The organism is Rheinheimera sp. MM224 (assembly GCF_947090785.1).
Taxonomy (GTDB): Bacteria; Pseudomonadota; Gammaproteobacteria; order Enterobacterales; family Alteromonadaceae; genus Pararheinheimera.
In genome coordinates, this window is sequence record NZ_OX352320.1 from 2,895,808 (window position 1) to 2,920,318 (window position 24,511).

Here is a 24,511-nt window from a genome sequence, read left to right on the forward strand (position 1 = left end):
GGGCGGGCCTTGTGCCCGCCAGTCCCACATTCGAATTCACGAGAAAGCGCAAACAACAACGCCGCAGCTTCAAGAACAACGGCTATTAGCCTAAGTAGTTTTTCACTTCGAACCAGGCCACACCATCAGCTAATAGCTTTTCAATCTGCACGTCGATATGCCCCGAATCTTCAAACTCAAACGCATCGACCTGAGGATCAAATCCTAAGGTCGCGCAGCCATTGCGGCCCGATTGCTTCACTTTTCGTAACGCGATTTCAGACAGTTGCAACGAGATCTCCCAGGAAATCAGTTGCCCTCCGAGCAGCTCCAATGGAAAACAGCTGTAGCCGATAGAACAGGTGAGTGATACGTTGCGGCCATCCGGGATCTGGAAATGAGCGTTAGCAACCAATTGATTCAGTTGCAAAGCAACATCCTTCACAGTGGCAAATTCCACGTCCCGTAACACCAGAACAAACTGCTCGCCGGCGTAACGCACCACATAATCAGCGCCACGGCTTTCACGCAGCAATAAACCACTGATTTGCTGTAAGACACTATCGCCAGCGCTATTGCCGTACAAGTCATTAATAGACTTAAAATTATCCATATCCAGCTGCAGCAGCGCTATGCACTTTCCTTGTTGCAGCATGGCATCTCTGTTGTGTTGATATTGTTCGACGTCTTTCGGTAATTGCTCAAACAGGAAACGACGGTTTCGAAGTCCGGTTAAGGTATCTTTATGGGTCAACTGGGACAACTGCTCGTTAAGTTCATACAAACGCGAGTTGCTGTTTTCAAGCTCCTGAGTACGCAGTCGCACCAGCTTACTTAGCTCCTGTTGCTGCATCACCGCATTACGGCGCCATAACCAGGCTAAGCCGTATAATGCCAGCACAACCAATAATACCCATAACCCCTTGTAGACGACCGTTTCTGTAAATAAACGTGGCACCACCAGATCTAATTTAAGTTGTTGCGATTCAGTCCAGCTTTGACTGGCATAACGGGCCTGCACCACAAACTGATAACTGCCTGGCGGCAGGTTGGTGTAAATAGCCTCACGGCGCTGCCCAACCTTTTGCCATTCCTGATCAAAACCTTTGAGCTGATAACGGAATTCAATGGCATTGGCTTTGATAAACTCCAGCGCGCTGTAACTGATACTGATATTACGATCTGAAGTTTCTAAAACTAACTGATGCTGATCAGGCAATAATGCATAAGATTTCTGCCCCATCACCTCTTGTAGCAAAGGCTGTAACGGTCTGTCCGGTGCCATTTTTAATTGCAATGGCACAGCCACCAGCCCTTTTAAACTTGGATACCACAACTGATCCAGCCACTTCGCTACTTTGCTATGACCAGCACCGTTACAACAGCGACCTGGTGCAGTGCCCAACTGCCTGTCGTAAGGAGATAAGATCAGCTCGAAATTGAATTGCTGGTCACTGTCTTTCATCGCAGTGGGTTTAAATCTGAATACGCCTTTTAAACTGCTGGCCCATAAATAATCAGTGTCTCTGTCGTACCATAAGCTGGTCACCGGGTCCAAAGGTAAGCCATTGCTGCTGTCATATTGTTGCCAGTGACCCTGTGCAGTTTTGATAAACAAACCATCATCTAAGGTTGCTACCAGCATCTGCTGATCCGGTAAAGTTAAAACACTGGTGATATAAGCACCAAACAAAGGAGTACCCAGCCCTACTCTGTTTAACTTATCCTGTTGATACCAATACAAGCCACTGGTCGTTCCGACCAGTAGATCCTCGCCCACAATTTCAATCACAGTGACAAAACCAGACTCCAGATCGGCATTAAAAGGGGCTGCTTGTAATGTTTTACCATCATAATGGTAAAGACCGCCGGCTCCGCCGAACCATAACCCTGTTTCTGCATGAGGCTGTACCACACGAATAGCGCTGCTCGCCAATTCTTTAAAAGGACGGCTGACGCTGTTGTCGTCAAAGTTATACAGCAGCAAACCATTATCTGTGCCCAACCACAACTGATTATTTCTGTCGTAAAAATCAAAAACGGTACTTTGTCCGAGGGATTGATGATCCACCAGCTCAACAAAGTGTTGATCGGCTTTTAACAGTCCGACATTGGTTTGCGTGGCAACCAGCAGGCTATTTAAGCGGGCTGAGTAGCGCACACTGCGCACCACAACATCCTGCTGGCCCTCTCCTACCACACGGCGCATTTTCCCCGGAGAAGCGCGATACAGGCCTTCACTGAAACTAGCCATCCAGATGTTGTGGTCTCTGTCTTCGAAGATATCGCTGAACCAGGGAGAACTGCCCAGTTCCTCAGCACTGATTTGTTGCCATGCTTGTCCGGCCTGACGGTGATGTAATTTGTTGTAGCCTGAGATCCAGTCGCTACCCGAGCTGTCTCTGAATAATTTATAGATGGCCGAATTATCCACACCGTTAATGGCACAGCGAACTATCTGTTGTTGCTTATCCAGATGGAAATAACCTGACTCACTGGCAAAATGCAGGCTGTCATTCAACCAGCTTAAATCATAAAGTGGGTGTTGTTGCAGCTCATCAGGCAGGGGGATCTGTTGGATTTCTCCTGCAGGCGTTAATTTATACAAAGAACGGGCAGTGCTGACCCATACCGCATCTCCCGCCTTCTCCATCTGTACCACAGCCTCTTTCACACTATGAATACGACTGACTTTACCTTGTTTTACTTTAAACAGATTTTCAGCTGCGACCCATAATTCATCCGGAGCCACCTGCACTATAGAGGTGACTTCAGCCAGGATCGGGTATCGGTCAAATTTCAGGGTCTGAGGGTTAAAGCCAGATAAACCAGCTTTAGTCCCTACCCACATATAGCCCTGTTGATCTAACAACAGTTTATTAATGGAGTTACTGGCAAGCTGACGACTGGTTTTGGTGCTGAACTGGGTGAAATGATGGCCATCAAAACGATTTAAGCCATATAAAGTGCCGATCCACAAATAGCCTTGTTGATCCTGACTGACAGCCCTGACCGAATTAGAAGACAGCCCATCAGCACTATTCCAGTGTTTGATATCAAAATCATAAATGGAACCAGACTGACCCTGACCGAATGCAGTCACAGAGAAAAAGGCTAAAAAAACCAAGAGCGCAAAACGCACAACAATCACCGGGTTGCAGGGAAAAATTTATATTAACTAAAAGCTTGCCACTGCACCAGCGCGAAGAGAATGAGCCAGCTAAAGAAACCGGCCAGCATATCGTCAATCATAATGCCAAAACCGCCGTGGATTTTTTTATCCAGTAAACGAATAGGCCAAGGTTTGACGATATCAAAAAAGCGGAAGAGTAGAAAACCAACCAGCAGGTACTGCCATTCAAACGGAATACACCACATAGCCAGACTGTAACCTGCGACCTCATCCCAGACGATGGCGCCATGATCATGTTCACCAATGTCTTTGGCTGTCTGACCACAAACATAACAACCCAACACAAAAGCGAACAATACCCAGAGCAACGCAAATTGGGGGCTGAGTAAAGATTGCAGATAAATTAAAGGCAAAGCAGCTAAAGTGCCAAAAGTACCTGGTGCTTTAGGGGCAAGACCTGATCCAAAACCCAAAGCGAGAAAATGAGTCCACTTTCTCAAGTCAAATTTAGCGGCGGATTTTTGAGGAGATGTCATCAAAAGTGCTCAAAGCCCTGATGCTGGTACACAAAGGGTAAATCCCCCTGCTTAAACTCCAGTTTACCCACAGCACCTGTGATGCGGCCAATACAAGTCACTGGCACACCATAAGGAGATAACAGCACTTCTAAAGAACCCCGACGGTTTTCCGGCACGGTAAACAGCAGTTCGTAGTCTTCACCACCGGACAAGGCAAATTGCAGCGCTTGTTCAGCGCTGCAACTGTCTTTGAGTGCCTGAGACATCGGCAGTTTGCTGACATCCACCACGGCTCCTACTTTAGAGCGCCTTAAAATATGAAGTAAATCGCCAGCAAGACCATCAGAGACATCCATGGCTGAACTTGCAATATTACGCAGCGCCTGACCTAAAGCCACACGAGCTGTTGGATAGTGAAAACGTTGCAGAATATGAGCCCGGTGTTTTTTACTGACTTCAACCTGCTCCTGCACCAGTTTTAAACCTAAAGCCGCATCACCTAAAGTGCCAGTGACATACAGGTAATCACCATTCTGAGCACCAGCGCGGGTAATGGCTTTGCCTTTGGGCACTAAGCCTTTGGCAATCATGGTTAAACTTAAAGGACCACGGGTGGTATCACCCCCTATCAGCTGGCAATTGTAATAATCCGCTGTTTCGCTTAAACCTTCAGCAAAAGCAGTCAACCAGTCTTCATCCACTTTAGGTAAAGTTAAAGCCAAAGATAACCAGCAAGGTTCAGCGCCCATAGCAGCTAAATCGCTGACATTGACTGCCACCAATTTATGCCCAAGCGAGCGCGGATCGACATCCGGGAAAAAATGGATGCCTTCGACCATGCTGTCGGTGGTGATCACCAGATCACAGCCTTCACGCACCTGTACCACAGCACCGTCGTCACCAATACCAATGGCAACGTCCGTGCGTTTACGGCCCGCTTCAGCAAAACAACGTTGAATTAACTCAAATTCACCCATAAAAAAGCCGACTTACGCCGGCTCTCCATTTTTTATTCGGTTCGCAGGCGTTTGACGGCTTTATCAAGTATGCCGTTGACAAACTTGTGGCTGTCATCGGCAGCAAAGGCTTTCGCCAGTTCGATGGCTTCGTTAATCACCACCTTGTACGGCACATCCAGACGGTATTTCAGCTCGTAGGCTGATACCCGTAATATGGCTTTTTCGACCAGATCAATTTCTTCAAATGGACGGTCTAAAAACGGCTTTACCGCTTCATCCAATACAGGATGATTCACAGCCACACCACGTAAAATATCCTGGAAATAGCCCACGTCCAGGTGTTTGGTGTTTTGTTCCAGCAATAACTGCTGTTCAATATCACCAATAGGGTTCTTGCTGACTTGCCAGCTGTAAACTCCCTGAACGGCCAAAGAACGGGCCAAACGACGTGCATTAGGTTTCATCAACAAATCCTACAACTGAGAGAGAACGTTTACCATTTCCAGCGAGGACATCGCTGCTTCTGCGCCTTTATTGCCCATTTTGGTACCAGCACGCTCAACAGCCTGCTCGATACTGTCTACAGTCAATACGCCAAAAGCAACAGGAATACTATGCTGCATCATCACCTGAGCCAGGCCCTTGGTGCATTCGCCAGCCACGTATTCAAAATGAGGTGTACCGCCACGGATCACAGCACCCAAAGCGATGATCGCGTCATACTTACCACTGGCAGCTACCTTTTGTACAGCTAATGGCATTTCAAAAGCGCCTGGGATTCGAACCACAGTGATGTCTTGATCAGCGATATCGCCGACACGCTTTAAGGTATCTACAGCACCGTCTAATAAACTTTCGACAATAAAGCTGTTGAATCTGGCCACAACGATGGCAAATTTTTTACCTTTAGCGGTTAACCCTGCTTCAATCACCTGCATTGGAGGTCCTTATTGCAATTTAGCTGCAAAAAAATGGTTTTAAACACCAGAATTCAAAAAAACGGGCGCCATGATAACACAAGATTGCCATTTCACGGCTAGTAAATCTTGATCTGTGATGGCGCCTGTATACCGTACTATTCAGAAACGTAATCGACGACTTCTAAGCCAAAACCGGACAAAGCATGGTATTTTTTTGGAGCGCTTAACAAGCGCATTTTTTTCACGCCTAAACTGGCCAGAATTTGTGAACCTACACCGACATTACGTGAGGTGCCTTTCCACAGATCGGTCTTGGCTTTTTCGCCTTTATCTTCGGCTTCAAAGTTTTGCACCATCTGTACCAGCTCTTCACTGCTTTCATTTTTACCTAAAAGCACCAGCACACCACCTTCATCGGCAATACGTTTCATCGCACAATGCAAAGAAAAACTGCGATTGGCGCCACGGTCAGATAACAGCAAATCACTGAAGGTATTATGTAAATGCACACGGACTAACGTCGGCTGTTCTGCTTCAACTACACCTTTGACCAAAGCAAAATGAATTTGATTGTCGATGGTGTCACGGAAAGTGACGAGATTAAACTCACCAAATTCAGTAGGTAACTGACAGCTGGCGACTTGCTCTATCGTGGTCTCATGCAGATTACGGTATTCAATTAAATCAGCGATGGTGCCAATTTTAATGCCGTGTTTTTCAGCAAAAACTTCTAAGTCAGGACGACGCGCCATAGTGCCGTCTTCATTTAAAATTTCAACAATCATTGCCGCAGGTTCTAAACCCGCCATGCGGGCTAAGTCGCACCCTGCCTCAGTGTGACCAGCGCGTACTAATACGCCGCCGTCCTGAGCCATCAACGGGAATATATGGCCTGGATAAACAATATCTGTAGGCTTGGCGTCACGGGCTACAGCAGCTTTGACAGTACGGGCACGATCGGCTGCTGAAATACCAGTAGTCACCCCTTCAGCCGCTTCAATAGATAAAGTAAAAGCGGTAGAGAATGGCGATAAATTTTTATCCACCATCAGAGGCAACTTTAACTGCTCGCAGCGCTTTTTAGTCAGAGTTAAACAAATCAAACCACGACCATGAGTGGCCATAAAATTCACTGCATCAGGCGTGACGTATTCGGCCGCCATCACTAAATCGCCTTCGTTTTCGCGGTCTTCGTCATCCATCAGAATAACCATTTTACCCTGACGAATATCTTCAATAATTTCTGCTGGTGTATTCAGTTGCATACTTCACCTCAGGCCCCGGGCCTTACTGCGTTATAAAAAACCACGTTGTTGCAATAAATCCATAGTCACGCCTTTACTGCCAGCGCCTTCCCGGCCTTGCAGCAAACGTTCTAAATAACGCGCTATTAAATCCACTTCCAGATGCACCTGACTGCCCACTTTTAGGCTCATCAAAGTGGTTTCCCGTGCCGTATGAGGCACTATGGTTAAACGAAAAGCGCTAGAACTTAATTCATTGACGGTCAGGCTGATGCCATCCACTGTAATAGAGCCTTTTTCAGCGATGTAATGTGCTAAGTCTTTTGGCATTTTTATCCAGACTTGCCAGGCTTCGCCAAACTTTTCAATTTTTTCAACACTACTGATGCCATCTACATGGCCGCTGACCAGATGTCCGCCTAAACGCCCTGTCGCCAGCAAGGCCTTTTCTAAGTTCAGTAACTGCCCTGCTTTGTACTGACCAAACAAAGTCCGTTTGACGGTTTCACCTGACACATCGGCATCAAAACTTTTGCCATTTAATGCGGTGACGGTCAGGCAAACACCATTACTGGCAATACTGTCGCCGAGTTTTACATCAGAAAAGTCCAGACTGTCAGATTCAATAGTCAGCTTTAAATCCACACCTGACGTTTTAATGGCGCTCACCCGACCCGTCGCTTCGATTATTCCGGTAAACATGGCTCTAACCTTGCTGTTAATTTTAAATCAGGCCCCAGTTTTTCAACTGAAGTCCATACAAAGTGCTGAGCTTCACAAAGCTCACTATAGTCAGGTAACTGCAGCATGGCTTTGGCTTTATCACCCAAAAGCACGGGCGCCTGATAAACAATCAGTTCATCCACCAACCCTGCCTGCCACAAAGAACCAGCCAGTACAGCCCCGGCTTCAACCCACAGGTCGTTGATGTTTTCTGCGGCTAATACAGGCATTAATTCGTTTAAATTCAGTCCTGACTCATCGGCATCCAGCGCAATAAAACGAAGGTGCGGATGCTCAAATGCAGGTTTGAATTGTTTGTCATGCACCAGCACTATGGGGCCATTTTGTGAAAACAAAAGCTCCTGGCCTGTTAATTTAAGGCTGCGGTCCAAAATCACCCGTATTGGCTGACGCACAGAGCCATCGTCCAAAGACGGTATGGCCAGTCCTTCAGAGCGCACTGTTAAACGGGCATTGTCAGCAAGCACAGTAGTAGCAGTCGATAAAATGGCATGAGTCTGAGCTCGCATCAGCTGCACGTCAGAACGGGACTGCGCCGAGCTTATCCATTGGCTTTTGCCGTTGGAAAGCGCAATACGCCCATCCAGACTGGTGGCAAGTTTAAGCCGGATATAAGGTTTTTGCCGCTCCATCCGGCTTAAAAAGCCAGGATTTAATGCACGGGCTTGATCTTCAAGCAAACCAACCTGCACTTCAATGCCTGCATCTTGCAGGATCTGAATGCCACGCCCAGCCACTAAAGGATTAGGATCCAGCATAGCTACTATGACTTTTTTCACACCGGCATTCACCAGCGCCAAAGCACAAGGCCCAGTGCGGCCATAATGACTGCAAGGCTCTAAAGTGACATAACAGGTGGCACCTGAAGCAAAATGCTCCGCCTGACGCAAGGCGAACACCTCAGCATGTGGACCACCAGCCTGACGATGATAACCTTCACCTACTATCTCGCCATCCCGGACTATGACAGAGCCGACATTTGGGTTAGGTGCAGTGGTAAAACGGCCTTTAGAGGCAAGTTCTATGGCACGCGTCATATAATGATGATCGAGTTCAGTAAAACTCACTTAGTTGTCTCCAAGCCGGGCAATCTCTTCGCCAAACTCACGGATATCTTTAAAGGAGCGGTAGACGGAAGCAAAACGCACGTACGCCACTTTATCGAGTTTCACCAGCTCATCCATAATCAGAGTACCCAGCATTTGGCTTGGCACTTCGCGCTCGCCCGTGGCGCGTAATAAGCTTTCCACTTTGCTGATCAGAGATTCAATCTGTTCTGTAGGGACAGGACGTTTTTCCAGTGAACGCATCACGCCACTGCGCAACTTAGCCTCGTTATAAGGCTCGCGGGAGCCATCGCGTTTTACAATACGGGGCATCACCAGTTCGGCAGCCTCAAAAGTGGTAAAACGTTCATGGCAGGCGCCACATTCACGTCGTCTTTTTACTTGAGACCCATCCGCGACTAAGCGGGAGTCTATAACTTTGGTATCGTCGGCACGACAAAAAGGACAAAACACGGAATTTCTCCGAAAAAAATGGCCGCATTAAGCGGCCATCATAACACTCTATCTTTGCTCAGTCATAGCTGGCAATCAGGCATAAACCGGTAAACGGCCACAAACTTCAGACACCTGAGCCCGCACTTTATCAATGACGCCAGCGTCACCGCGGCTGTCCAGCACGTCACAAATCAGGCTTGCAACCAAACGGGCTTCAGCTTCCTTGAAACCACGACGGGTGATAGCAGGAGTACCGATACGTAAACCGCTGGTGACAAATGGAGAACGTGGGTCATTTGGCACTGAGTTTTTATTCACAGTGATATGAGCCAGACCTAACCAGGCGTCAGCTTCTTTACCCGTGATGTTTTTGTCGATTAAATCCATCAGGAATAAGTGGTTTTGAGTGCCACCAGATACAATTTTGTAGCCACGTTTGATCATTTCATTACACATTGCCACAGCGTTTTTCAGCACTTGTTGCTGATAGACTTTAAATTCCGGCTCTAAAGCCTCTTTGAAAGCCACAGCTTTAGCTGCAATAACGTGCATCAAAGGACCACCCTGACCACCAGGGAAAACGGCAGAGTTGAATTTCTTTTCAAGCTCTTCGTTTTTACGGGCCAGAATTAAACCGCCACGAGGACCGGCTAAGGTTTTGTGAGTAGTGGTCGTCACAACGTCAGCAATTGGCACCGGGTTTGGATACAAACCTGCAGCCACTAAACCAGCCACGTGAGCCATATCCACCATCAGGTAGGCGCCCACTTTGTCGGCGATTTCACGGAATTTCTGCCAGTCGATAATGCCTGAATAGGCTGAGAAACCAGCGATGATCAGTTTAGGTTTGTGTTCCAAAGCTAAAGCTTCAGCCTGGGCGTAATCAATCACACCTGTTTCAGGGTGCAGACCGTATTGCACAGAATTGTATAACTTACCTGAAGAGCTAACAGAAGCACCGTGAGTTAAGTGACCACCGTGCGCCAGACTCATACCTAAAATGGTATCGCCTGCGTTTAATAAAGCTAAAAATACTGCAGAGTTGGCCTGCGAGCCTGAGTGCGGTTGCACGTTTGCGTAATCGGCACCAAACAATTCTTTCGCACGGGCGATAGCTAAATCTTCAGCCACGTCCACGTACTCACAACCACCGTAATAACGTTTATGCGGGTAACCTTCAGCATACTTGTTAGTTAACTGAGAACCCTGAGCCTGCAACACACGTGGGCTGGCATAGTTTTCAGAAGCGATCAGTTCAATGTGATCTTCCTGACGTTGGGTTTCATTGGTAATGGATTGCCATAATTCCGGATCAAAATCGGCAATGTTCATTTCGCGCTTTAACATGCTTGCTCCCAGGTGGCCAAAAGGGCCAGGCTATTTACAAAAAAACTGCGCGCATTCTACATGGAATCCACCAAAGATGCAGCTATTAAGTAGCCATCTAAACTTCTAAAATCAGCTTTCAGCCGGGTGGTCGGCGGAGTAATAGTATCAACTGTAAATAAAACCAGTATCTGACTTTACAAAAAGCCAAAACTGGTCAATTATACAACTGTATAAACCAACAGTGCTTTGTAAATGAAAAAAATCATTCATATCGACATGGACTGTTTTTTCGCTGCGGTAGAAATGCGGGACAGGCCTGATTGGCGTAACATTCCGTTAGCTATAGGCGGCAGTCGCAGCGAACGTGGTGTGATCAGCACCTGTAACTACCCTGCCCGCGTGTATGGTGTGCGTTCTGCCATGCCTACAGGACAAGCCTTAAAGCTCTGCCCTCACCTGTTGTTATTGCCCGGCAATATGGAAAAATACAAAGCAGCCAGCTTACAAATTCAGGCTATTTTCCATCGATATACTGATAAAGTAGAACCTTTATCCTTGGATGAAGCCTACTTAGATGTCAGCGACAGCACCTTATTCTCTGGCAGCGCAACCCGTATTGCCGAAGAAATCCGCCGGGTAATTTTTGCCGAAACAGGTTTAACAGCATCAGCTGGTGTAGCCCCGAATAAATTTCTCGCCAAAATTGCCAGTGATGAAAATAAACCTGATGGCTTGTTTGTTTTGCCGCCTGAAAAAGTCAGCGACTTCGTAAAATTCCTGCCTTTGCAAAAAATCCCGGGGGTTGGCAAAAAAACTGCTGAGCGACTGGCAACCTTAGGTTTCTATAAATGCGTCGATATTCAAAATGCACCTTTGCATACGCTGGTGAAACACTTCGGCAGTTTTGCTGAAACCTTGATAGAACGCAGTTTTGGCCGCGACAGCCGTGATGTACAAAACGATTATCCACGTAAATCTGTAGCTGTTGAACACACCTACACTGAAGATTTACCGGATCTGGATGCAGGTCAACAAAGCTTATCTGAGCTGTTACCAAAACTTCGGCGCCGCATTGAACGCTGTGAAGCTAGTGCTCATATTCAAAAAATTGGCATTAAACTGAAATTTGCCGATTTTCAGCAAACCACAGTAGAGAAACAACAACCCGAATTGGATATGGCCAGCTTAAAGCAGTTATTAGAGCAAGCCTGGCACAGAGGTCATGGTAAAAAAGTGCGGTTGGTGGGTATTCATGTTGGATTAAAAGCACAGGAAGCTCAGGCTCAGTTGTCCTTAGAACTTTGATACCAAGGTCAAGAAAGCCGAAACAAATTTCATATTTAACCAATAAAACAATGAGTTAAAAATAATTTCACTGAATTTCAGGCATAAAAAAAGCCAACTTAAAGTTGGCTCTTTTTCAGAAAACTATTAACCGGTAACAGTTACGTTCTCAGCCTGAGGACCTTTTTGGCCTTCAGTAACTTCGAAAGTTACGCGTTGACCTTCAACTAAAGTTCTGCGGCCTGTGCCATTGATAGCGCGGAAATGTACGAATACGTCTTTGCCGCCTTCACGCTCGATGAAACCAAAACCTTTATCTTCGTTGAACCACTTAACGGTACCGGAAATTAATTGTGACATAACATTCTCTTACTTTAACTAAATTTGCCAATTGTTTGGCGACTTAAATATTACCGGCCGTATTCGAGCTAGTACATATTACGACCCCATTATCAGTGAACCCGACAAAGTGGTCAATAGCTATTACTGTTCCGACAGAAAAATAGTTTTTCTGGTTTTGGCCGTTCCAGTTACTCTAAATAATTCTTCAGCCAAAACAATTGCTTGCATTAAAAACTGTCGAACAAATCTACAAAGTAACGACCTGAGTGTAGCACTATTTTCCGAATAAAAAACATACTACTGTAAATTATTTGATCTTTTTCTTCACTGGCGTCATGCCATCATCGCCAGCCTGATAAAAATTAGGTTTTGGCGCGACCTTTACTTTAGTCGTTGTATCTGTTGATTTTGCTTTGGCTTTTCTGACCACAGGCTTAGTTTTCTTTACGGCTTTCACCGGTGCATGCAAATCCACACCTTTAAATTTTGCCGGTAAAGATTCCACTTTTTCCATAGGTAAAGGACGGCGTAAGAAACTTTCTATTGCACAAAAAGCAACCCAGTCTTTTGGACCAACTAAAGAAATCGCACTACCTTTAGCTCCTGCTCTGCCGGTACGACCTATACGGTGCACGTACTCTTCAGCATGTTTAGGTAAATCAAAGTTCACCACATGGCTGACCTGCAATAAATCCAGACCGCGGGAGGCTACATCCGTAGTTACTAACACCTGATGTTTATTGGCGGAAAAGCCCTGCATCACCGCATTCCGCTGACCCTGAGTTAACTTGCCACTTAAACCTACAGCGGGATAACCTAAAGAGTCGCACAGTTTTGCAAGACGATCGGTATCTTCGCGGGTCGCGGTAAAAATAATCAGCTGACTAATTTGTTCCTGCTTTAACAAATAAGCCAATAAAGCCTCTTTGTGGGACAAATGATCAGCGAAATAACAACGCTGTTCTATATCTTCGTGTTGCTGATAAGAAGCGCCCACTGAAACTCTGTGTGGCGATTTTAACAACGACATCGCCAGTTCATTCACTTCCGCGTGATCTAAAGTGGCTGAGAACATCAATGTTTGGCGCAGGCGGTGATCAGCAGCTCTATTGATTTCATTCAATTGTGGCATAAAGCCTAAATCCAGCATCCGGTCTGCTTCATCTAAAATCAGCATTTCCAGACCCTGAATAAAAAATGTTTTGTGCTGCAGGTGATCAATAAAACGCCCTGGCGTTGCCACTATGATAGTCGGCTGACGCTTCAGGATTTTTTCCTGCTCGTTAAAGTTCTCACCGCCCACTATTAAAGCACTGGTTAACGGCGTATTGGCGACAAACAAACGTAATTTGGCATAGACCTGATGAGCCAGTTCGCGGGTCGGTACCAGAATCAAAGCCCGGGCATCTTGTTTGGATAAAGGTCTGCTGCGTAATAAGCGCTGCATCATCGGCAGCAAGTAAGCCAGAGTTTTTCCTGAACCGGTTTGCGAAGAAACCATTAAGTCTTTGCCCGTCATAGCAGCAGGCACAGCCTCCTGCTGAATTGGCGTTGGTCTCGCAAAGCCAAGATGCTGGATAGAACGGACTAAACGAGGGTCTAACGCAAGATCGTGAAATAACAAGATAAGGTCCCGGACAAATTCAATAAAAGTGCCTTATCATAACGCATTTTTTGCATGGGCAGTTAGTCTGCCCTTCTGCTCTTTGCAGCACAGCTGTAACATGAAACAATAGCGCTATCTGATCGACAGGACATTTTTATGAGTAAATCACTGCAGGAACAATTACTCAAAGCCGGACTAGGCAATGAGAAAAAGCTAAAAGCCATCAAAAAAGAGAAGCATAAAGAACGGGTACAAGCCGGAAAAAATGGCTCAGTCGTCAATGAAGCCTCAGTGCTCGCCGAACAAAGCCGTCAGCAACAACTGCAACGCGACCAGGAATTAAACCGTCAGCGTAAAGCCGAGCTGGATAAAAAAGCCTTAGCGGCCCAGGTGAAGCAACTAATTGAACTTAATACCATTACTCATAAAGGTGAAACCGCCTTTAACTTCACCGACGGTAGTGTGGTAAAGCGTTTATACGTCAGCAACCGTATCCATGCTGAATTAACCAAAGGTCAGGCGGCGATTGCCAAGCTTGCAGAGCAGTATTATGTGATCCCAGTGAAAGTGGCAGAAAAAATTCAGCAACGTCTGGCTGAAGCCATCATAGTACTGCATAACACAGGTCAAAGTGCCGAAGTGCAGGCGGAAGATGATCCGTACGCAGCCTATCAAATTCCGGATGATTTGATGTGGTAACTTTAGTTCAGGTCAAACCCGGCCTTGAGCTTGATTTGGATGAGCTGGAGTTCAGCTTTATCCGCGCTCAGGGCAGTGGTGGCCAGCATGTCAATAAAGTATCTACTGCGGTGCAGCTGCGTTTTGATATAGAGCGCAGTAGTTTGCCGAATGAATTTAAGCAAAAGCTGCTGCAGTATCCGGACGACAGGATCAGTAAAAGTGGTGTTATTGTCATTAAAGCTCAGGCCCACCGCAGCCAGGATATGAATAAAGAAGATGCAGTTGCGAAATTGATGCAACTGCTGCAATCAGCCAGTTTTGAAGCAAAAAAAGGCGCGCAACGAAGCCCACCTTTGGCGCTAGAATGGACAGGCTGAACCAAAAAACTCAGCACAAAGAACGCAAAAAACTGCGCGGCAAAGTCGGTTCTTTTGATTAATCAGATCTATTTACTCCAGAGGTTTTAAGCAGTGATCCGTATTTTTAGTCTTTTAACTTTATTACTGCTAAGCAGTTCTGTGCTCGCCGATGGCGTATGGAAAGTCAGCAAAGGTAAACAACATTTTTATCTGGCAGGCTCCATTCATATGCTTGGCGCTGAAGATTACCCTTTGCCAGCAGAATACCTGAAGGCGTTAAAGCAAAGCGACGTCCTGCTGCTGGAAACAGATTTAGAGCAGTTATCAAGCCCTGCCGGCATACAGCAGATGCTCGCTTTAAACTCCTACCCTTCTGGCGAAAATTTGCTACAACAACTCTCTGCACCGCTGGCGAAACAGCTGGCTGAATACTGCAGAGCACATAATATTCCCCTTGAACAAATCACCCGCTTCAGACCTGCCTTTGCCGCTGTGATGCTGACCACAACTCAACTTCAGGCTCAAGGCGCAACAGCTCCAGGAGTAGATGCCTACTTGCAAGAGGAAGCGAAAAAAGCCGGAAAAAAAGTAACGGGTCTTGAAACTATGCAGCAGCATCTGGCCGTGCTGACAGAACTGAATAACAGCGGCGCTGAAACCTTGATTAAAAGCACCATGGAAGACCTGACGGACAGCAGCGAAGACTTTGATGCGATGCGAAAAGCCTGGCGTAGTGGCGACCTGAAACAACTTGAGACTTTGTATCTGGATGATTTAAAAAACTATCCGGCGATTTACCAGACCTTGATTGTGAAAAGAAACCAGTCATGGGTGAAGCAGCTGGTCAGCGCTGAACACAAAAAGCCTGTTTTTGTCGTAGTTGGTGCTTTGCATCTGGCTGGAGATGACGGATTAATCCAGCAGTTCAAACAGCAGGGCTATCAGTTAACTTTGGTTCAAGGCCATTTATGAAACATGCTCCTTATCAGTTAAGTCCTGTTACACCAGAGCAATCGGCTTACCTGCACAACTGGTTTGATTCACAGCAAGACCTGGATCAATGGGGCGGCGATGGTTTTTATTTTCCTATTCGAGCTTTGCAGTTTTTGCAGCAGCTGTATTTACCAGGAACTCAAAGTTATTGGTTGTATCAACACAGACAACGTGTTGCCTTTGGTCAACTTTGTGATCGTTTTGACTGCAATCATCTGGCACGTTTACTGGTGCATCCGGAATCCCGAGGTCAGGGCCATAGTAAAACCCTGATAAAAGGTCTGATAGCACAGGGCCTGCAACAGCATCCCCAAAGGGATTTTTCGTTGTTTGTCTATCGCAAAAATCTCATTGCAGTGCAGTGTTATCAGCAGTTGGGTTTTATTGAGGCTGAGCAGCCTGGTGAATCGGACCCGCTGCTGTACTTTATGAAGCTTAATAATAAACAAGCCAGACAACTATTAAAGGATCATCAGGATGCCAATCTGGGTTGATGCAGATTCCTGCCCCAAAGTATTAAAAGAGATGTTGTTTAAGGCTGCAGAACGAAAACAAGTGCCTTTGTATCTGGTCGCCAACCATAGCTTACAAATTCCTCGCAGCCCTTATATCAGAGCTGTGCAGGTTGAACATGGTTTTGATGTGGCGGACCGCTACATTGAAGAACGCATAGCGCCGGGTGATTTACTGATCAGCAACGACATTCCGCTAGCGGCCGCTGTGGTTGCCAAAGGAGCACTTTGCATCACCAGCAAAGGCCGTCTGCTGACACCGGATAATATTAGTGACCGACTAACGATGCGCAATTTGCAGGAAGAGCTGCGCAGCGGCGGTGTGCAATTGTCTGGGCCTTCGCCTTTGGGCCAGCAGGACAAACAACAGTTCGCGAATCAACTGGATCAGTGGTTGCAAAAGCAGGTAAAAGTGGAGAAAGAGATCGATTAATCGTGATAGAGCCCCTGTCGGGCACTAATGCCTTTGACTGAAGTCTGGAAGGCCGGAGCACGTTGCCACTTAGGCCGGATTGGAGTTAAAGGCAACACCCTCTTGCGGGCAACCAGCAAATACGAAGCCCCAAAATACCCCAGGTAAGTTTCACACCATTTTTGCCAACGACTATCAGGTTTATGTTTACCAAGCAAACTAGACCAGAAAAAACGTTGTTCATACATCACTTCAAAGCCTAATAAATGCAGCCAGTCTTTGACACGGGACGGTGTAAAAAACCGGCCGGCCCACGGCAATTGCTGTTTCACACCAGGCCAGAGTTTAATAAAACCTGCACTGCTTAGCGGGTTGTAACCACTTAACAACAAATAGCCATCCGGCATCAGCACCCGGTGGGCTTCACGCACTATGTGGTGTGGGTCCGGATAAAACTCCAGACAATGTGACAACAAGACCGCATCAATGGAGTGTTCGAAAAATGGCAATGCATCAGGGTCCGCCACTACAGAGGCCTGATCGGATTGTTCACTTAAATTGATTTGATGTTTGATGTTGCAAGCTGACGTATCCAAGGCGCAACTTAAACTACCCACTTTCAGTAAATGATAACCGAAGATTTTTGGCCACCACTGACTTAGTTGCTGTTCTATCGCTTTGGCCATCAGCTCGCCTTGTGGCAATTGCTGCCACTGTCGGGGTATTGTCGTACTGTGGTAACTTAAAGCAGGTTTCATCCGGTACACTACACCTTATCAGAACATCAGCCATGGATATTATTTATGTCAGACATCACCGCCATTGCGGCTTTTAAGGATAACTACATTTGGTGCCTGCGCCAAGCGAAGTTGGCCTTGATTGTTGATCCGGGTGACGCTACTGCAGTGCAACAGCATTTACAACTGCACCAGTTGCAATTAGCCGTGATCCTGATCACCCATCACCATCCGGATCATACGGGTGGCATTAAAGAGCTAAAACAACGTTGGCCAGATGCGGTGGTGTATGCCCCAGCCTTAGAGCAAGACAAAATCCCTTATGCGGACGTCTGGTTACAGGACAAGGCTCAGATTGAGCTGGTTGATTTCAATTTAACCTTTCAGGTGATGCAACTTCCTGGTCATACCCTGGGTCATATAGCCTACTATTCAGCGCCCGTTCTGTTTTGTGGTGATACTTTATTTAATGCTGGTTGTGGTCGTTTGTTTGAAGGGTCGGCAGCGCAGATGTGGCAGAGTTTGTCACACATTCTGACGTTGCCGGATCAAACGTTAATCTATGCCACACACGAATACACTCTGGCCAATCTGGAGTTTGCCCGTTGGGCAGATCCCGACAATACAGAATTGGCCAATTACCAACACTGGTGTCAACAGCAAAGGGAACTGCAGCAACCTACCCTGCCCACTCCTCTTGCCATGCAGCGACAAATTAACCCTTTTTTAAGGGCTGAAGATGCCGCTCTGCAACACCGCTGGCAACAACACAATGCTGTGGATCTATTCACCGCATTACGATCCGCCAAAGATCGATTTTGATCACTAACCTTGCTTTTGAAGGCTGAGCAGGTAACATAAGGCGGATTTTTGATTTTGGAAAAAGCGAATGCTGAAAAAATTATCTGTCGCGGTAGCGGCTGCACTACTGGCCAGTTGTGCCGTTCAAACCTCACAGCATAAAACAGCAGACTCTGCTGGTGACTACCAGACATCGGCTTCTGATAGTTCTATGAAGGATAAAGCGGCCACTGCTCAGCAGGTTGCCAATGCCTTATTGAAGCATAACTCTCCGTTGCAACCTGACGCTAAGTTAGCCAAGTACGATAATTTATGGCAGCGTATCGCTGACCAAATGACCTTAACTGTGCCAGACAATGACGATATAGAAAGCCAAAAGCGCTTTTTTATCCGTAACCAAAAGCTGTTAAAAATAGCTTCAGATAATGCAGAACCCTTTCTGTATCATATAGTTACTGAGCTGGAACGGCGCAATATGCCGCTTGAACTGGCCTTGCTGCCTATAGTCGAAAGCACTTACAACCCTAAAGCAGGTTCATTTTCTGGTGTGCTTGGGATTTGGCAATTCAGTGCAGGCACAGGCCGTAACTTTGGCTTAAAACAAAACGCCTGGTATGACGGTCGCCGTGATGTGATTGAATCCAGTCGCGCAGCTATGGATTATTTGCAGTACCTTTACAGCAATGTTGATCAGGATTGGCTCAGTGCAGTCGCGGCTTTTAACGCAGGGGAAGGCCGGGTTTTTAAAGCAATTGAGCGCAATAGATACCGGGGAAAACCAACAGATTTCTGGTCATTGAATCTGCCAAAACAAAATACAAGCTATATTCCAAAATTACTGGCGCTGGCTGAGCTGCTGAAGAATAGCGAAAAATACGCTATTCCTATGCCACAACTTGCCAATCAGCCCCAAACCAAAGTGATCCAAATCAACAGAGGTTTGGATTTAAATAAAGCAGCAGATTTGCTAAACCTGAGTGTCACTGAACTCAGACGACTGAATCCGGGTTTTAAAAGTACAACGGTCCCAAGCGCCAGTTATCAGTTAGTCGTGCCATTTGGCAGCGCCGAAGACATAGACCAGCAGTTGGCCGCTTTGCCTAAAGTGAAAGTAGCTCCCGTTGCTTCAACTGGTCGTTATAAGGTCAAATCCGGTGATAGCTTAAGTAAGATTGCGGCACAACATAAAACCTCGGTCAAAGCCATACAACAAGCCAACCAGTTAAGTAATAGCCAGTTAAAAATAGGCCAGCAGCTGATTATCCCAGGCCTGGCGCAGTCTGCTGAAGCTCCGGCAGTGACAGGCTCAGGCAAAAAAACCACCTCTGGTGCCCAAACTTATACAGTTAAAAGTGGCGATAGTGTTTGGGAAATAAGCCAAAAACTTAAGGTAAGCAGTGAACAGCTGAAGAAATGGAACAAACTGAACGCAAAAACCCGGTTAAAGCCAGGTCAGACACTGACTTACTATAAAACGTCAGAGCCCAAATCAAGCTTTGACGGAAAAAGTATGATCTATAAAGTGAAGGCTGGTGACTCACTGGCCAGCATTGCCCAGCGCTTTAAAGTAAAAGTTGCTGATATTGTGAAATGGAATAATATTAAAGCAAATAAGTACTTACAGCCTGGACAGGAACTCACCTTGTATCTGGCGAGCTGACAGGCTGAAGTCGCAAATGGGGTTTGAGGTGTTGTATGGTTAAAACGAGCCTGATGTTGCTCTTTTTGCTATGGGTTCCAAGCACATGGGCCTATTTTACTGTGCCCGGACAGGGCCAGCTTATGCTGCTGGACGGGACCAAACAAAGCCTGCAATTTGGTTTTTCCTTTACGCAAAAAAATGGCACTGAAGTATTTCAGGCTGGTATTCAGGAAGTCGAAGTCGCTGAATTACCTGACAAATACACTTTAGCTTTGGTGTTGCATCAGGACGAACAGATTTGGGTAACAGATTGGATCAATAAACCCTTGCAAGGGTTTGAGTGGACCCTGGGGAAACACAGCTTTAAACTTAGTAAAAACACCGACCCAAAATACAAAGACAAAGCACGAGGTGGTTACGTGCTGATGTTTGATGATACGCCGTATTTTTTCCACAAAAATATGGCGCAAATCAAATTTCATTTTACCAAAGAGGGCGTCAGTGAAATCCGCATTGAAGGCATGTTCACGCCCGGACGTTAACAGTTAAATCACTGATACTAATCTTCTTTTTGAAGTTGTAAACGCGGAATTATCCCCCACAACAGACAGAGCGTCGGTGCCAGCCAGTGAAACCACCAATGCCAGTCCATGGTGCGGCCTTGAGTCAGTAAGTAGAAACTCACCAGCACCTGAGTCAGTAACCCCAAAGTCCCTACATAAAAAAGCACAGCATTGACAGGCTTTTTTGGCAGTTTCAACATACTTTATATTCTCCCTACTTCAAGTCGCGCCAGAGTAGCAAAAATGCCAGGCTGATGCGACTTAAACAGCATCAGCTTGTTGTTCAGGCGCAGCTTTTTGAAAGGCATCCAGTTCGTTGCAGCGCTGATAAATAGCGTTGATCAATGGATAATCTGTCATATCCAGTTGAAAACGTAAGGCGTTATAAACTTGTGGTACTAAACACAGATCGGCCACTGTCACTGCATCGCCAAAGCAATAACGCCCTGTCGTTAACTGAAGTCTTTTCTCCAGAGCAATAAAACCCACCGCCAGCCAGTGTTTAATCCACTGCATTTTTTGTGCTTCGGACAATGCCAGAGGCCCGGTCAAATACTGCAACACCCGCAAGTTATTCAAAGGGTGAATATCGCAGGCGATGTCCAATGCAAAAGCCATCACGGCGGCCTTCTGCGCTGACTCTTTAGGATATAAAGGTGCTTGCGGGTAACAGTCTTCCAGATACTGAATAATGGCTAAAGATTGGTTCAGACTCAGCTCACCATCTTCCAGAGTAGGCACCAGTTCTGCAGGATTTAAGCGCTGATAATCCAGACTGTGTTGCTCTCCGCCATGATTGACCAGGTGCACAGGGCAATGTTCCGCTTGTACACCTTTTAGATTCAATGCAATACGCACTCTGTAGGCGGCGCTGGAGCGCCAGTAACCATGTAGTTTCATTCTAAAACATCCCTTTCAGGCAGATATAAAAAAGCCAGTCGACCCCTTATGGAACAATCGACTGGCTCGTGATACTAAGGCAAATTAAGCGCCGTATTTCACTACTTTTTGGTTTATGGCACCAAAGATAGAGTGGCCAGCTTTATCCAGCATTTCAATGCGAATGCTATCACCAAACTTCATAAATGAGGTTTTAGGTGCACCATCACGTATAGTTTCAATCATACGGATTTCGGCAATACAGCTGTAGCCTAAACCACCTTCATCAATCGAAGTGCCGTAGTCAGTGCCTTGTTTATTCGACACAGTGCCTGAACCTATGACAGCACCAGCACCTAAGTTACGGGTTTTAGCTGCATGAGCCACCAACTGACCAAAATCAAAGGTCATATCGACACCGGCATTAGGTTGACCAAACAGCTTACCGTTTAAATGCGACACTAAAGGCAAATGCAGCTTAGCATCCTGCCAGTCACTGCTTAATTCATCCGGTGTCACAGCCACAGGGCTGAAAGCAGACGCAGGTTTTGATTGAAAGAAACCAAAGCCCTTCGCCAGTTCGTTTGGAATTAAACCCCGTAACGATACGTCGTTCACCAACATCACCAGACGAATTTTATGACGGGCGTCTTCAGCACTAATCGCCATAGGCACGTCGTCAGTGATCACTGCGACTTCACCTTCAAAGTCGATGCCGTAGTCTTCGCTAACTACCTCAATCTGATCGCGTGGACCAATAAAATCATCCGAACCGCCCTGATACATTAAGGGATCAGTCCAGAAGCTTGGCGGCATTTCTGAGTTACGGGCACGGCGCACCAGCTCAACATGATTGACATAAGCACTGCCATCCGCCCATTGATAAGCGCGTGGCAAAGGCGATTCGCACTGTGCCTGATCAAAGGCTTGTTCGCCTTGCACGGAGCCACTGTTCAGCGCCTGATAGACTTCAGACAGCTGCGGAGCTGCTACAGACCAGTGATCCAGCGCTTGCTGCATAGTGGCAGCAATAACAGGAACTGCGATGCAACGGGATAAATCACGGCTGACCACCACTAACTGGCCGTCACGCTGGCCGTTTTTCAAACTTGCTAACTTCATTTTTAATCCTTACAGAGCGGCCGGTTTGATTTTCCAGCTATTCACATAGTCCGGGTTTTCAGTGGCTACAGCCGCATCACCCACATAAAGTGCATCGCGGGTATCCAGCATCACAGCCACTTCGTCGGTAAATTTCTTTTTGTACTCACGACCCGCCGCAAAGGCTTTTGGATGAGGCCCATGAGTAAAACCTGCAGGGTGAAAAGTCACCATGCCACGCTCAATATTATCGCGACTGAAGAAATCACCTGCATGGTAAAACAGCACTTCGTCATAATCGTCGTTGTTATGGTAAAACGGCACTTTTAATGCGCCCGGATCACTCTCAATGGGGCGAGGCACAAAAGTACAAACTACAAAACGCTGTGCAACAAAGGTAGTATGAGCGGATGGCGGTAAGTGATATCTGTGGCTCATTAAAGGCCGGATATCACGCCAGTTAATCCGCATCACCGCCAAGTCACCATGCCAGCCAATCGCATCCAGTGGATTGTATGGGTAGGTGATTTGAGACACCTGATCGTGACGTTTCACCTGCACCCTGCTCTGCTGTTCGCTGTATTGAGCTTTGAAAGCCTCATCTATTTTTGGTGTATCGATCATAGCCGCATCAAAAATAGCGTGATTACCGACTAGACCTTTTTCCGGTAACTGGAAAGAGTCATTAGTCGCTTCAATCATCAACAAAAACAGCGGCTCTGTGACTTCTAAACGCCATAGGGTAGAACGTGGGATCACCACATAATCACCATCACGTAAGGTTAAATGACCATAGTCACAATAAAGCTCAGCAGCACCTTCGTGCACAAACAACAACTCGTCGCCGTCGGCATTACGCACCAGATAATCCATTGACTCTGTTAAACGCCAGGTGCGCATTTTTAAGTGCGCATTGTGCAATAAAGTCGGAACTTGCCATGGTGAAACGTTTTGATTGCCGGCTATGTCGTTAAAGTTATACAAACGTGGTTTTAACGGCCCTTCCCAGTCACTCCAGCCCGTTGGGGCATGGGTGTGATGGAAGTGGGTCGCTGGGCCAAAAAAGCCACTGCGGCCCACTTCACGCTCATAGATGGCTCTGTCTGGAAAATCAGCATGAGCCTGACGGGAAACTTCGCCTTCTTTTAGCGGAAAAGACGCCCATTTACGCATAATTAAATAACTCCGCGACGGATTTGATCTTCTTCAATGGATTCAAACAAAGCTTTGAAGTTACCTTCACCAAAACCTTCATTGCCTTTACGCTGAATGATTTCAAAGAATACAGGGCCAATCACAGTTTGGGTGAAGATCTGCAGTAAAATACCGTCTTTCAGTGGTGCACCGTCGATCAGAATACGCAGCTGTTTTAACTGGTCCAGATCTTCAGTATGACCTTCAACCCTAGCATTAACACGCTCGTAGTAGGTCTCTGGTGTTGGCATAAAGTCCATGCCACGCTGACGTAAAGTGCGGACTGTTTCATAAATATCGTCTGTGGTCAGAGCAATATGCTGGATGCCTTCACCTTTGTATTCACGGATAAATTCTTCAATCTGAGATTTATCATCCGAAGATTCGTTGATTGGAATACGGATTTTGCCACAAGGAGCGGTCATGGCTTTAGAGACCAAACCTGTCAGCTTGCCTTCGATATCAAAATAACGGATTTCACGGAAATTCCCGATCCGCTCATAAAAACCAGCCCACAGTGCCATATTGCCGCGACGGACGTTGTGCGTCAGGTGATCGATGACTTCTAAACCGACCTGGTTTTTCGCCATTTCGGCCTGCCAGTTATCATGGAATTTGAAATCAACGTCGTAAACAGAATTCTGACCATAACGGTCGACAAAATACAGCAGGCTGCTACCAATGCCATACACAGCAGGGATATTCAGCTCCATAGGGCCTACCTGATTCTGATAGGCTTTAGCGCCATTGGCCACGGCATGTTTTAAGGCTTCGGCAGCATCTTTGACACGGAAGGCCATAGCACAGACGCTTGGGCCATGTTCGGCAGCAAATTGTTCAGCCTGAGAATTTGGCTGACCGTTCACAATAAAATTCACGTCACCTTGTTTGTATAACCAGGCGTCTTTAGAACGGTGTTTGGCCACTTCAGTAAAACCTAACGACTTAAACAGTTGCTTCAGATCTGCAATGCCCTGTTCTGTGGCGGCAGTGTATTCAACAAATTCAAAACCATCGGTGCCCAAAGGGTTAATAGGGTCAAACATAAGAGTGTCTCCAGACAAAATAAGGCAAGTT

Annotated in this window: 27 protein-coding genes; 9 read left to right on the forward strand and 18 right to left on the reverse strand. The window is 46.5% G+C overall.

Going from position 1 to position 24,511, the window contains the following annotated elements; translation table 11 throughout:
- Nucleotides 1-85 precede the first annotated feature (85 nt).
- The 10 genes from OM978_RS13565 to glyA form a co-directional block, all read right to left on the reverse strand.
- Nucleotides 86-3,121: a diguanylate cyclase gene (locus OM978_RS13565; protein ID WP_264342724.1), complete on the reverse strand. Its 3,036-nt coding sequence runs from the start codon at nucleotides 3,119-3,121 to the stop codon at nucleotides 86-88.
- A 32-nt stretch (nucleotides 3,122-3,153) separates the two neighbouring features.
- Nucleotides 3,154-3,648 carry a phosphatidylglycerophosphatase A gene (locus tag OM978_RS13570; protein ID WP_264342725.1) on the reverse strand — a complete coding sequence of 165 codons (495 nt, stop codon included), beginning with the start codon at nucleotides 3,646-3,648 and terminating at the stop codon, nucleotides 3,154-3,156.
- Nucleotides 3,648-4,607 (reverse strand): thiamine-phosphate kinase, encoded by a 960-nt coding sequence (gene thiL / locus OM978_RS13575; protein ID WP_264342726.1) that lies wholly within the window; start codon nucleotides 4,605-4,607, stop codon nucleotides 3,648-3,650. The genes OM978_RS13570 and thiL overlap by 1 nt, the downstream gene beginning before the upstream one ends.
- Before the next feature lie 32 nt (nucleotides 4,608-4,639).
- The gene (nusB, locus tag OM978_RS13580; RefSeq protein ID WP_008898294.1) at nucleotides 4,640-5,053 is read right to left on the reverse strand and encodes a transcription antitermination factor NusB; all 414 of its coding nucleotides are present in this window, start codon (nucleotides 5,051-5,053) and stop codon (nucleotides 4,640-4,642) included.
- Nucleotides 5,054-5,062: 9 nt separating this feature from the next.
- Entirely contained in the window at nucleotides 5,063-5,527 is a 465-nt protein-coding gene (gene ribE / locus OM978_RS13585) for a 6,7-dimethyl-8-ribityllumazine synthase (protein ID WP_008898293.1), read from the reverse strand.
- Between the two features lie 137 nt (nucleotides 5,528-5,664).
- Nucleotides 5,665-6,774, reverse strand: a complete 1,110-nt coding sequence (ribBA, locus tag OM978_RS13590; protein ID WP_264342727.1) for a bifunctional 3,4-dihydroxy-2-butanone-4-phosphate synthase/GTP cyclohydrolase II — start codon at nucleotides 6,772-6,774, stop codon at nucleotides 5,665-5,667.
- A 30-nt stretch (nucleotides 6,775-6,804) separates the two neighbouring features.
- Nucleotides 6,805-7,455 (reverse strand): riboflavin synthase, encoded by a 651-nt coding sequence (locus OM978_RS13595; RefSeq protein ID WP_264342728.1) that lies wholly within the window; start codon nucleotides 7,453-7,455, stop codon nucleotides 6,805-6,807.
- Nucleotides 7,440-8,564, reverse strand: a complete 1,125-nt coding sequence (gene ribD, locus OM978_RS13600; RefSeq protein ID WP_264342729.1) for a bifunctional diaminohydroxyphosphoribosylaminopyrimidine deaminase/5-amino-6-(5-phosphoribosylamino)uracil reductase RibD — start codon at nucleotides 8,562-8,564, stop codon at nucleotides 7,440-7,442. Before ribD ends, OM978_RS13595 begins: the two co-directional genes overlap by 16 nt.
- On the reverse strand, nucleotides 8,565-9,017 hold the full coding sequence (gene nrdR / locus OM978_RS13605) for a transcriptional regulator NrdR (RefSeq protein WP_264342730.1): 453 nt from the start codon (nucleotides 9,015-9,017) through the stop codon (nucleotides 8,565-8,567). It lies immediately after the preceding gene.
- A gap of 75 nt (nucleotides 9,018-9,092) precedes the next feature.
- On the reverse strand, nucleotides 9,093-10,346 hold the full coding sequence (gene glyA / locus OM978_RS13610) for a serine hydroxymethyltransferase (protein ID WP_264342731.1): 1,254 nt from the start codon (nucleotides 10,344-10,346) through the stop codon (nucleotides 9,093-9,095).
- A 234-nt stretch (nucleotides 10,347-10,580) separates the two neighbouring features.
- Between glyA and dinB the strand changes: the two genes are divergently transcribed.
- Nucleotides 10,581-11,633, forward strand: coding sequence for a DNA polymerase IV (dinB, locus tag OM978_RS13615; protein WP_264342732.1), 1,053 nt, complete (start codon nucleotides 10,581-10,583; stop codon nucleotides 11,631-11,633).
- A 126-nt stretch (nucleotides 11,634-11,759) separates the two neighbouring features.
- Here dinB and OM978_RS13620 read toward each other — a convergent pair whose 3' ends face one another.
- Both OM978_RS13620 and OM978_RS13625 read right to left on the reverse strand, forming a co-directional pair.
- A complete protein-coding gene (locus OM978_RS13620) occupies nucleotides 11,760-11,972 on the reverse strand; it encodes a cold-shock protein (RefSeq protein ID WP_008898286.1) in 213 nt (70 codons plus the stop codon).
- A 289-nt stretch (nucleotides 11,973-12,261) separates the two neighbouring features.
- Nucleotides 12,262-13,578 (reverse strand): DEAD/DEAH box helicase, encoded by a 1,317-nt coding sequence (locus tag OM978_RS13625; protein WP_264342733.1) that lies wholly within the window; start codon nucleotides 13,576-13,578, stop codon nucleotides 12,262-12,264.
- Nucleotides 13,579-13,716: 138 nt separating this feature from the next.
- Between OM978_RS13625 and OM978_RS13630 the strand changes: the two genes are divergently transcribed.
- From OM978_RS13630 to OM978_RS13650, 5 genes are all read left to right on the forward strand, one after another.
- A complete protein-coding gene (locus tag OM978_RS13630) occupies nucleotides 13,717-14,259 on the forward strand; it encodes a DUF2058 domain-containing protein (protein ID WP_264342734.1) in 543 nt (180 codons plus the stop codon).
- Nucleotides 14,253-14,618, forward strand: a complete 366-nt coding sequence (arfB, locus tag OM978_RS13635; protein WP_413690722.1) for an alternative ribosome rescue aminoacyl-tRNA hydrolase ArfB — start codon at nucleotides 14,253-14,255, stop codon at nucleotides 14,616-14,618. Before OM978_RS13630 ends, arfB begins: the two co-directional genes overlap by 7 nt.
- Nucleotides 14,619-14,711: 93 nt before the next feature.
- Nucleotides 14,712-15,572 (forward strand): TraB/GumN family protein, encoded by an 861-nt coding sequence (locus OM978_RS13640; protein ID WP_264342735.1) that lies wholly within the window; start codon nucleotides 14,712-14,714, stop codon nucleotides 15,570-15,572.
- Entirely contained in the window at nucleotides 15,569-16,087 is a 519-nt protein-coding gene (locus OM978_RS13645) for a GNAT family N-acetyltransferase (protein WP_264342736.1), read from the forward strand. The genes OM978_RS13640 and OM978_RS13645 overlap by 4 nt, the downstream gene beginning before the upstream one ends.
- The gene (locus tag OM978_RS13650; protein ID WP_264342737.1) at nucleotides 16,071-16,538 is read left to right on the forward strand and encodes a YaiI/YqxD family protein; all 468 of its coding nucleotides are present in this window, start codon (nucleotides 16,071-16,073) and stop codon (nucleotides 16,536-16,538) included. Before OM978_RS13645 ends, OM978_RS13650 begins: the two co-directional genes overlap by 17 nt.
- Here OM978_RS13650 and OM978_RS13655 read toward each other — a convergent pair.
- Nucleotides 16,535-17,275: a class I SAM-dependent methyltransferase gene (locus tag OM978_RS13655; RefSeq protein WP_264342738.1), complete on the reverse strand. Its 741-nt coding sequence runs from the start codon at nucleotides 17,273-17,275 to the stop codon at nucleotides 16,535-16,537. The two genes, OM978_RS13650 and OM978_RS13655, sit on opposite strands and share 4 nt — an antisense overlap.
- Before the next feature lie 45 nt (nucleotides 17,276-17,320).
- On the opposite strand from OM978_RS13655, the gene gloB reads away from it, so the two are divergent.
- The 3 genes from gloB to OM978_RS13670 all read left to right on the forward strand — a co-directional run bounded on the left by gloB (nucleotide 17,321) and on the right by OM978_RS13670 (nucleotide 20,239).
- Nucleotides 17,321-18,076, forward strand: a complete 756-nt coding sequence (gloB, locus tag OM978_RS13660) for a hydroxyacylglutathione hydrolase (RefSeq protein ID WP_264342739.1) — start codon at nucleotides 17,321-17,323, stop codon at nucleotides 18,074-18,076.
- Nucleotides 18,077-18,143: 67 nt separating this feature from the next.
- Complete coding sequence (locus OM978_RS13665; protein ID WP_264342740.1) at nucleotides 18,144-19,715, forward strand: LysM peptidoglycan-binding domain-containing protein; 1,572 nt, start codon at nucleotides 18,144-18,146, stop codon at nucleotides 19,713-19,715.
- A gap of 35 nt (nucleotides 19,716-19,750) precedes the next feature.
- Nucleotides 19,751-20,239, forward strand: a complete 489-nt coding sequence (locus OM978_RS13670; RefSeq protein WP_264342741.1) for a hypothetical protein — start codon at nucleotides 19,751-19,753, stop codon at nucleotides 20,237-20,239.
- Between the two features lie 17 nt (nucleotides 20,240-20,256).
- Here the strand turns inward: OM978_RS13670 and OM978_RS13675 are convergent, their stop codons facing one another.
- The 5 genes from OM978_RS13675 to hppD all read right to left on the reverse strand — a co-directional run bounded on the left by OM978_RS13675 (nucleotide 20,257) and on the right by hppD (nucleotide 24,480).
- Nucleotides 20,257-20,460: a hypothetical protein gene (locus OM978_RS13675; protein ID WP_264342742.1), complete on the reverse strand. Its 204-nt coding sequence runs from the start codon at nucleotides 20,458-20,460 to the stop codon at nucleotides 20,257-20,259.
- A gap of 61 nt (nucleotides 20,461-20,521) precedes the next feature.
- Complete coding sequence (maiA, locus tag OM978_RS13680; protein ID WP_264342743.1) at nucleotides 20,522-21,160, reverse strand: maleylacetoacetate isomerase; 639 nt, start codon at nucleotides 21,158-21,160, stop codon at nucleotides 20,522-20,524.
- A gap of 84 nt (nucleotides 21,161-21,244) precedes the next feature.
- Nucleotides 21,245-22,261, reverse strand: coding sequence for a fumarylacetoacetate hydrolase family protein (locus OM978_RS13685; protein ID WP_264342744.1), 1,017 nt, complete (start codon nucleotides 22,259-22,261; stop codon nucleotides 21,245-21,247).
- Between the two features lie 9 nt (nucleotides 22,262-22,270).
- Nucleotides 22,271-23,413 (reverse strand): homogentisate 1,2-dioxygenase, encoded by a 1,143-nt coding sequence (locus OM978_RS13690; RefSeq protein WP_264342745.1) that lies wholly within the window; start codon nucleotides 23,411-23,413, stop codon nucleotides 22,271-22,273.
- Between the two features lie 2 nt (nucleotides 23,414-23,415).
- On the reverse strand, nucleotides 23,416-24,480 hold the full coding sequence (hppD, locus tag OM978_RS13695) for a 4-hydroxyphenylpyruvate dioxygenase (protein ID WP_264342747.1): 1,065 nt from the start codon (nucleotides 24,478-24,480) through the stop codon (nucleotides 23,416-23,418).
- Between the last annotated feature and the right edge of the window lie 31 nt (nucleotides 24,481-24,511).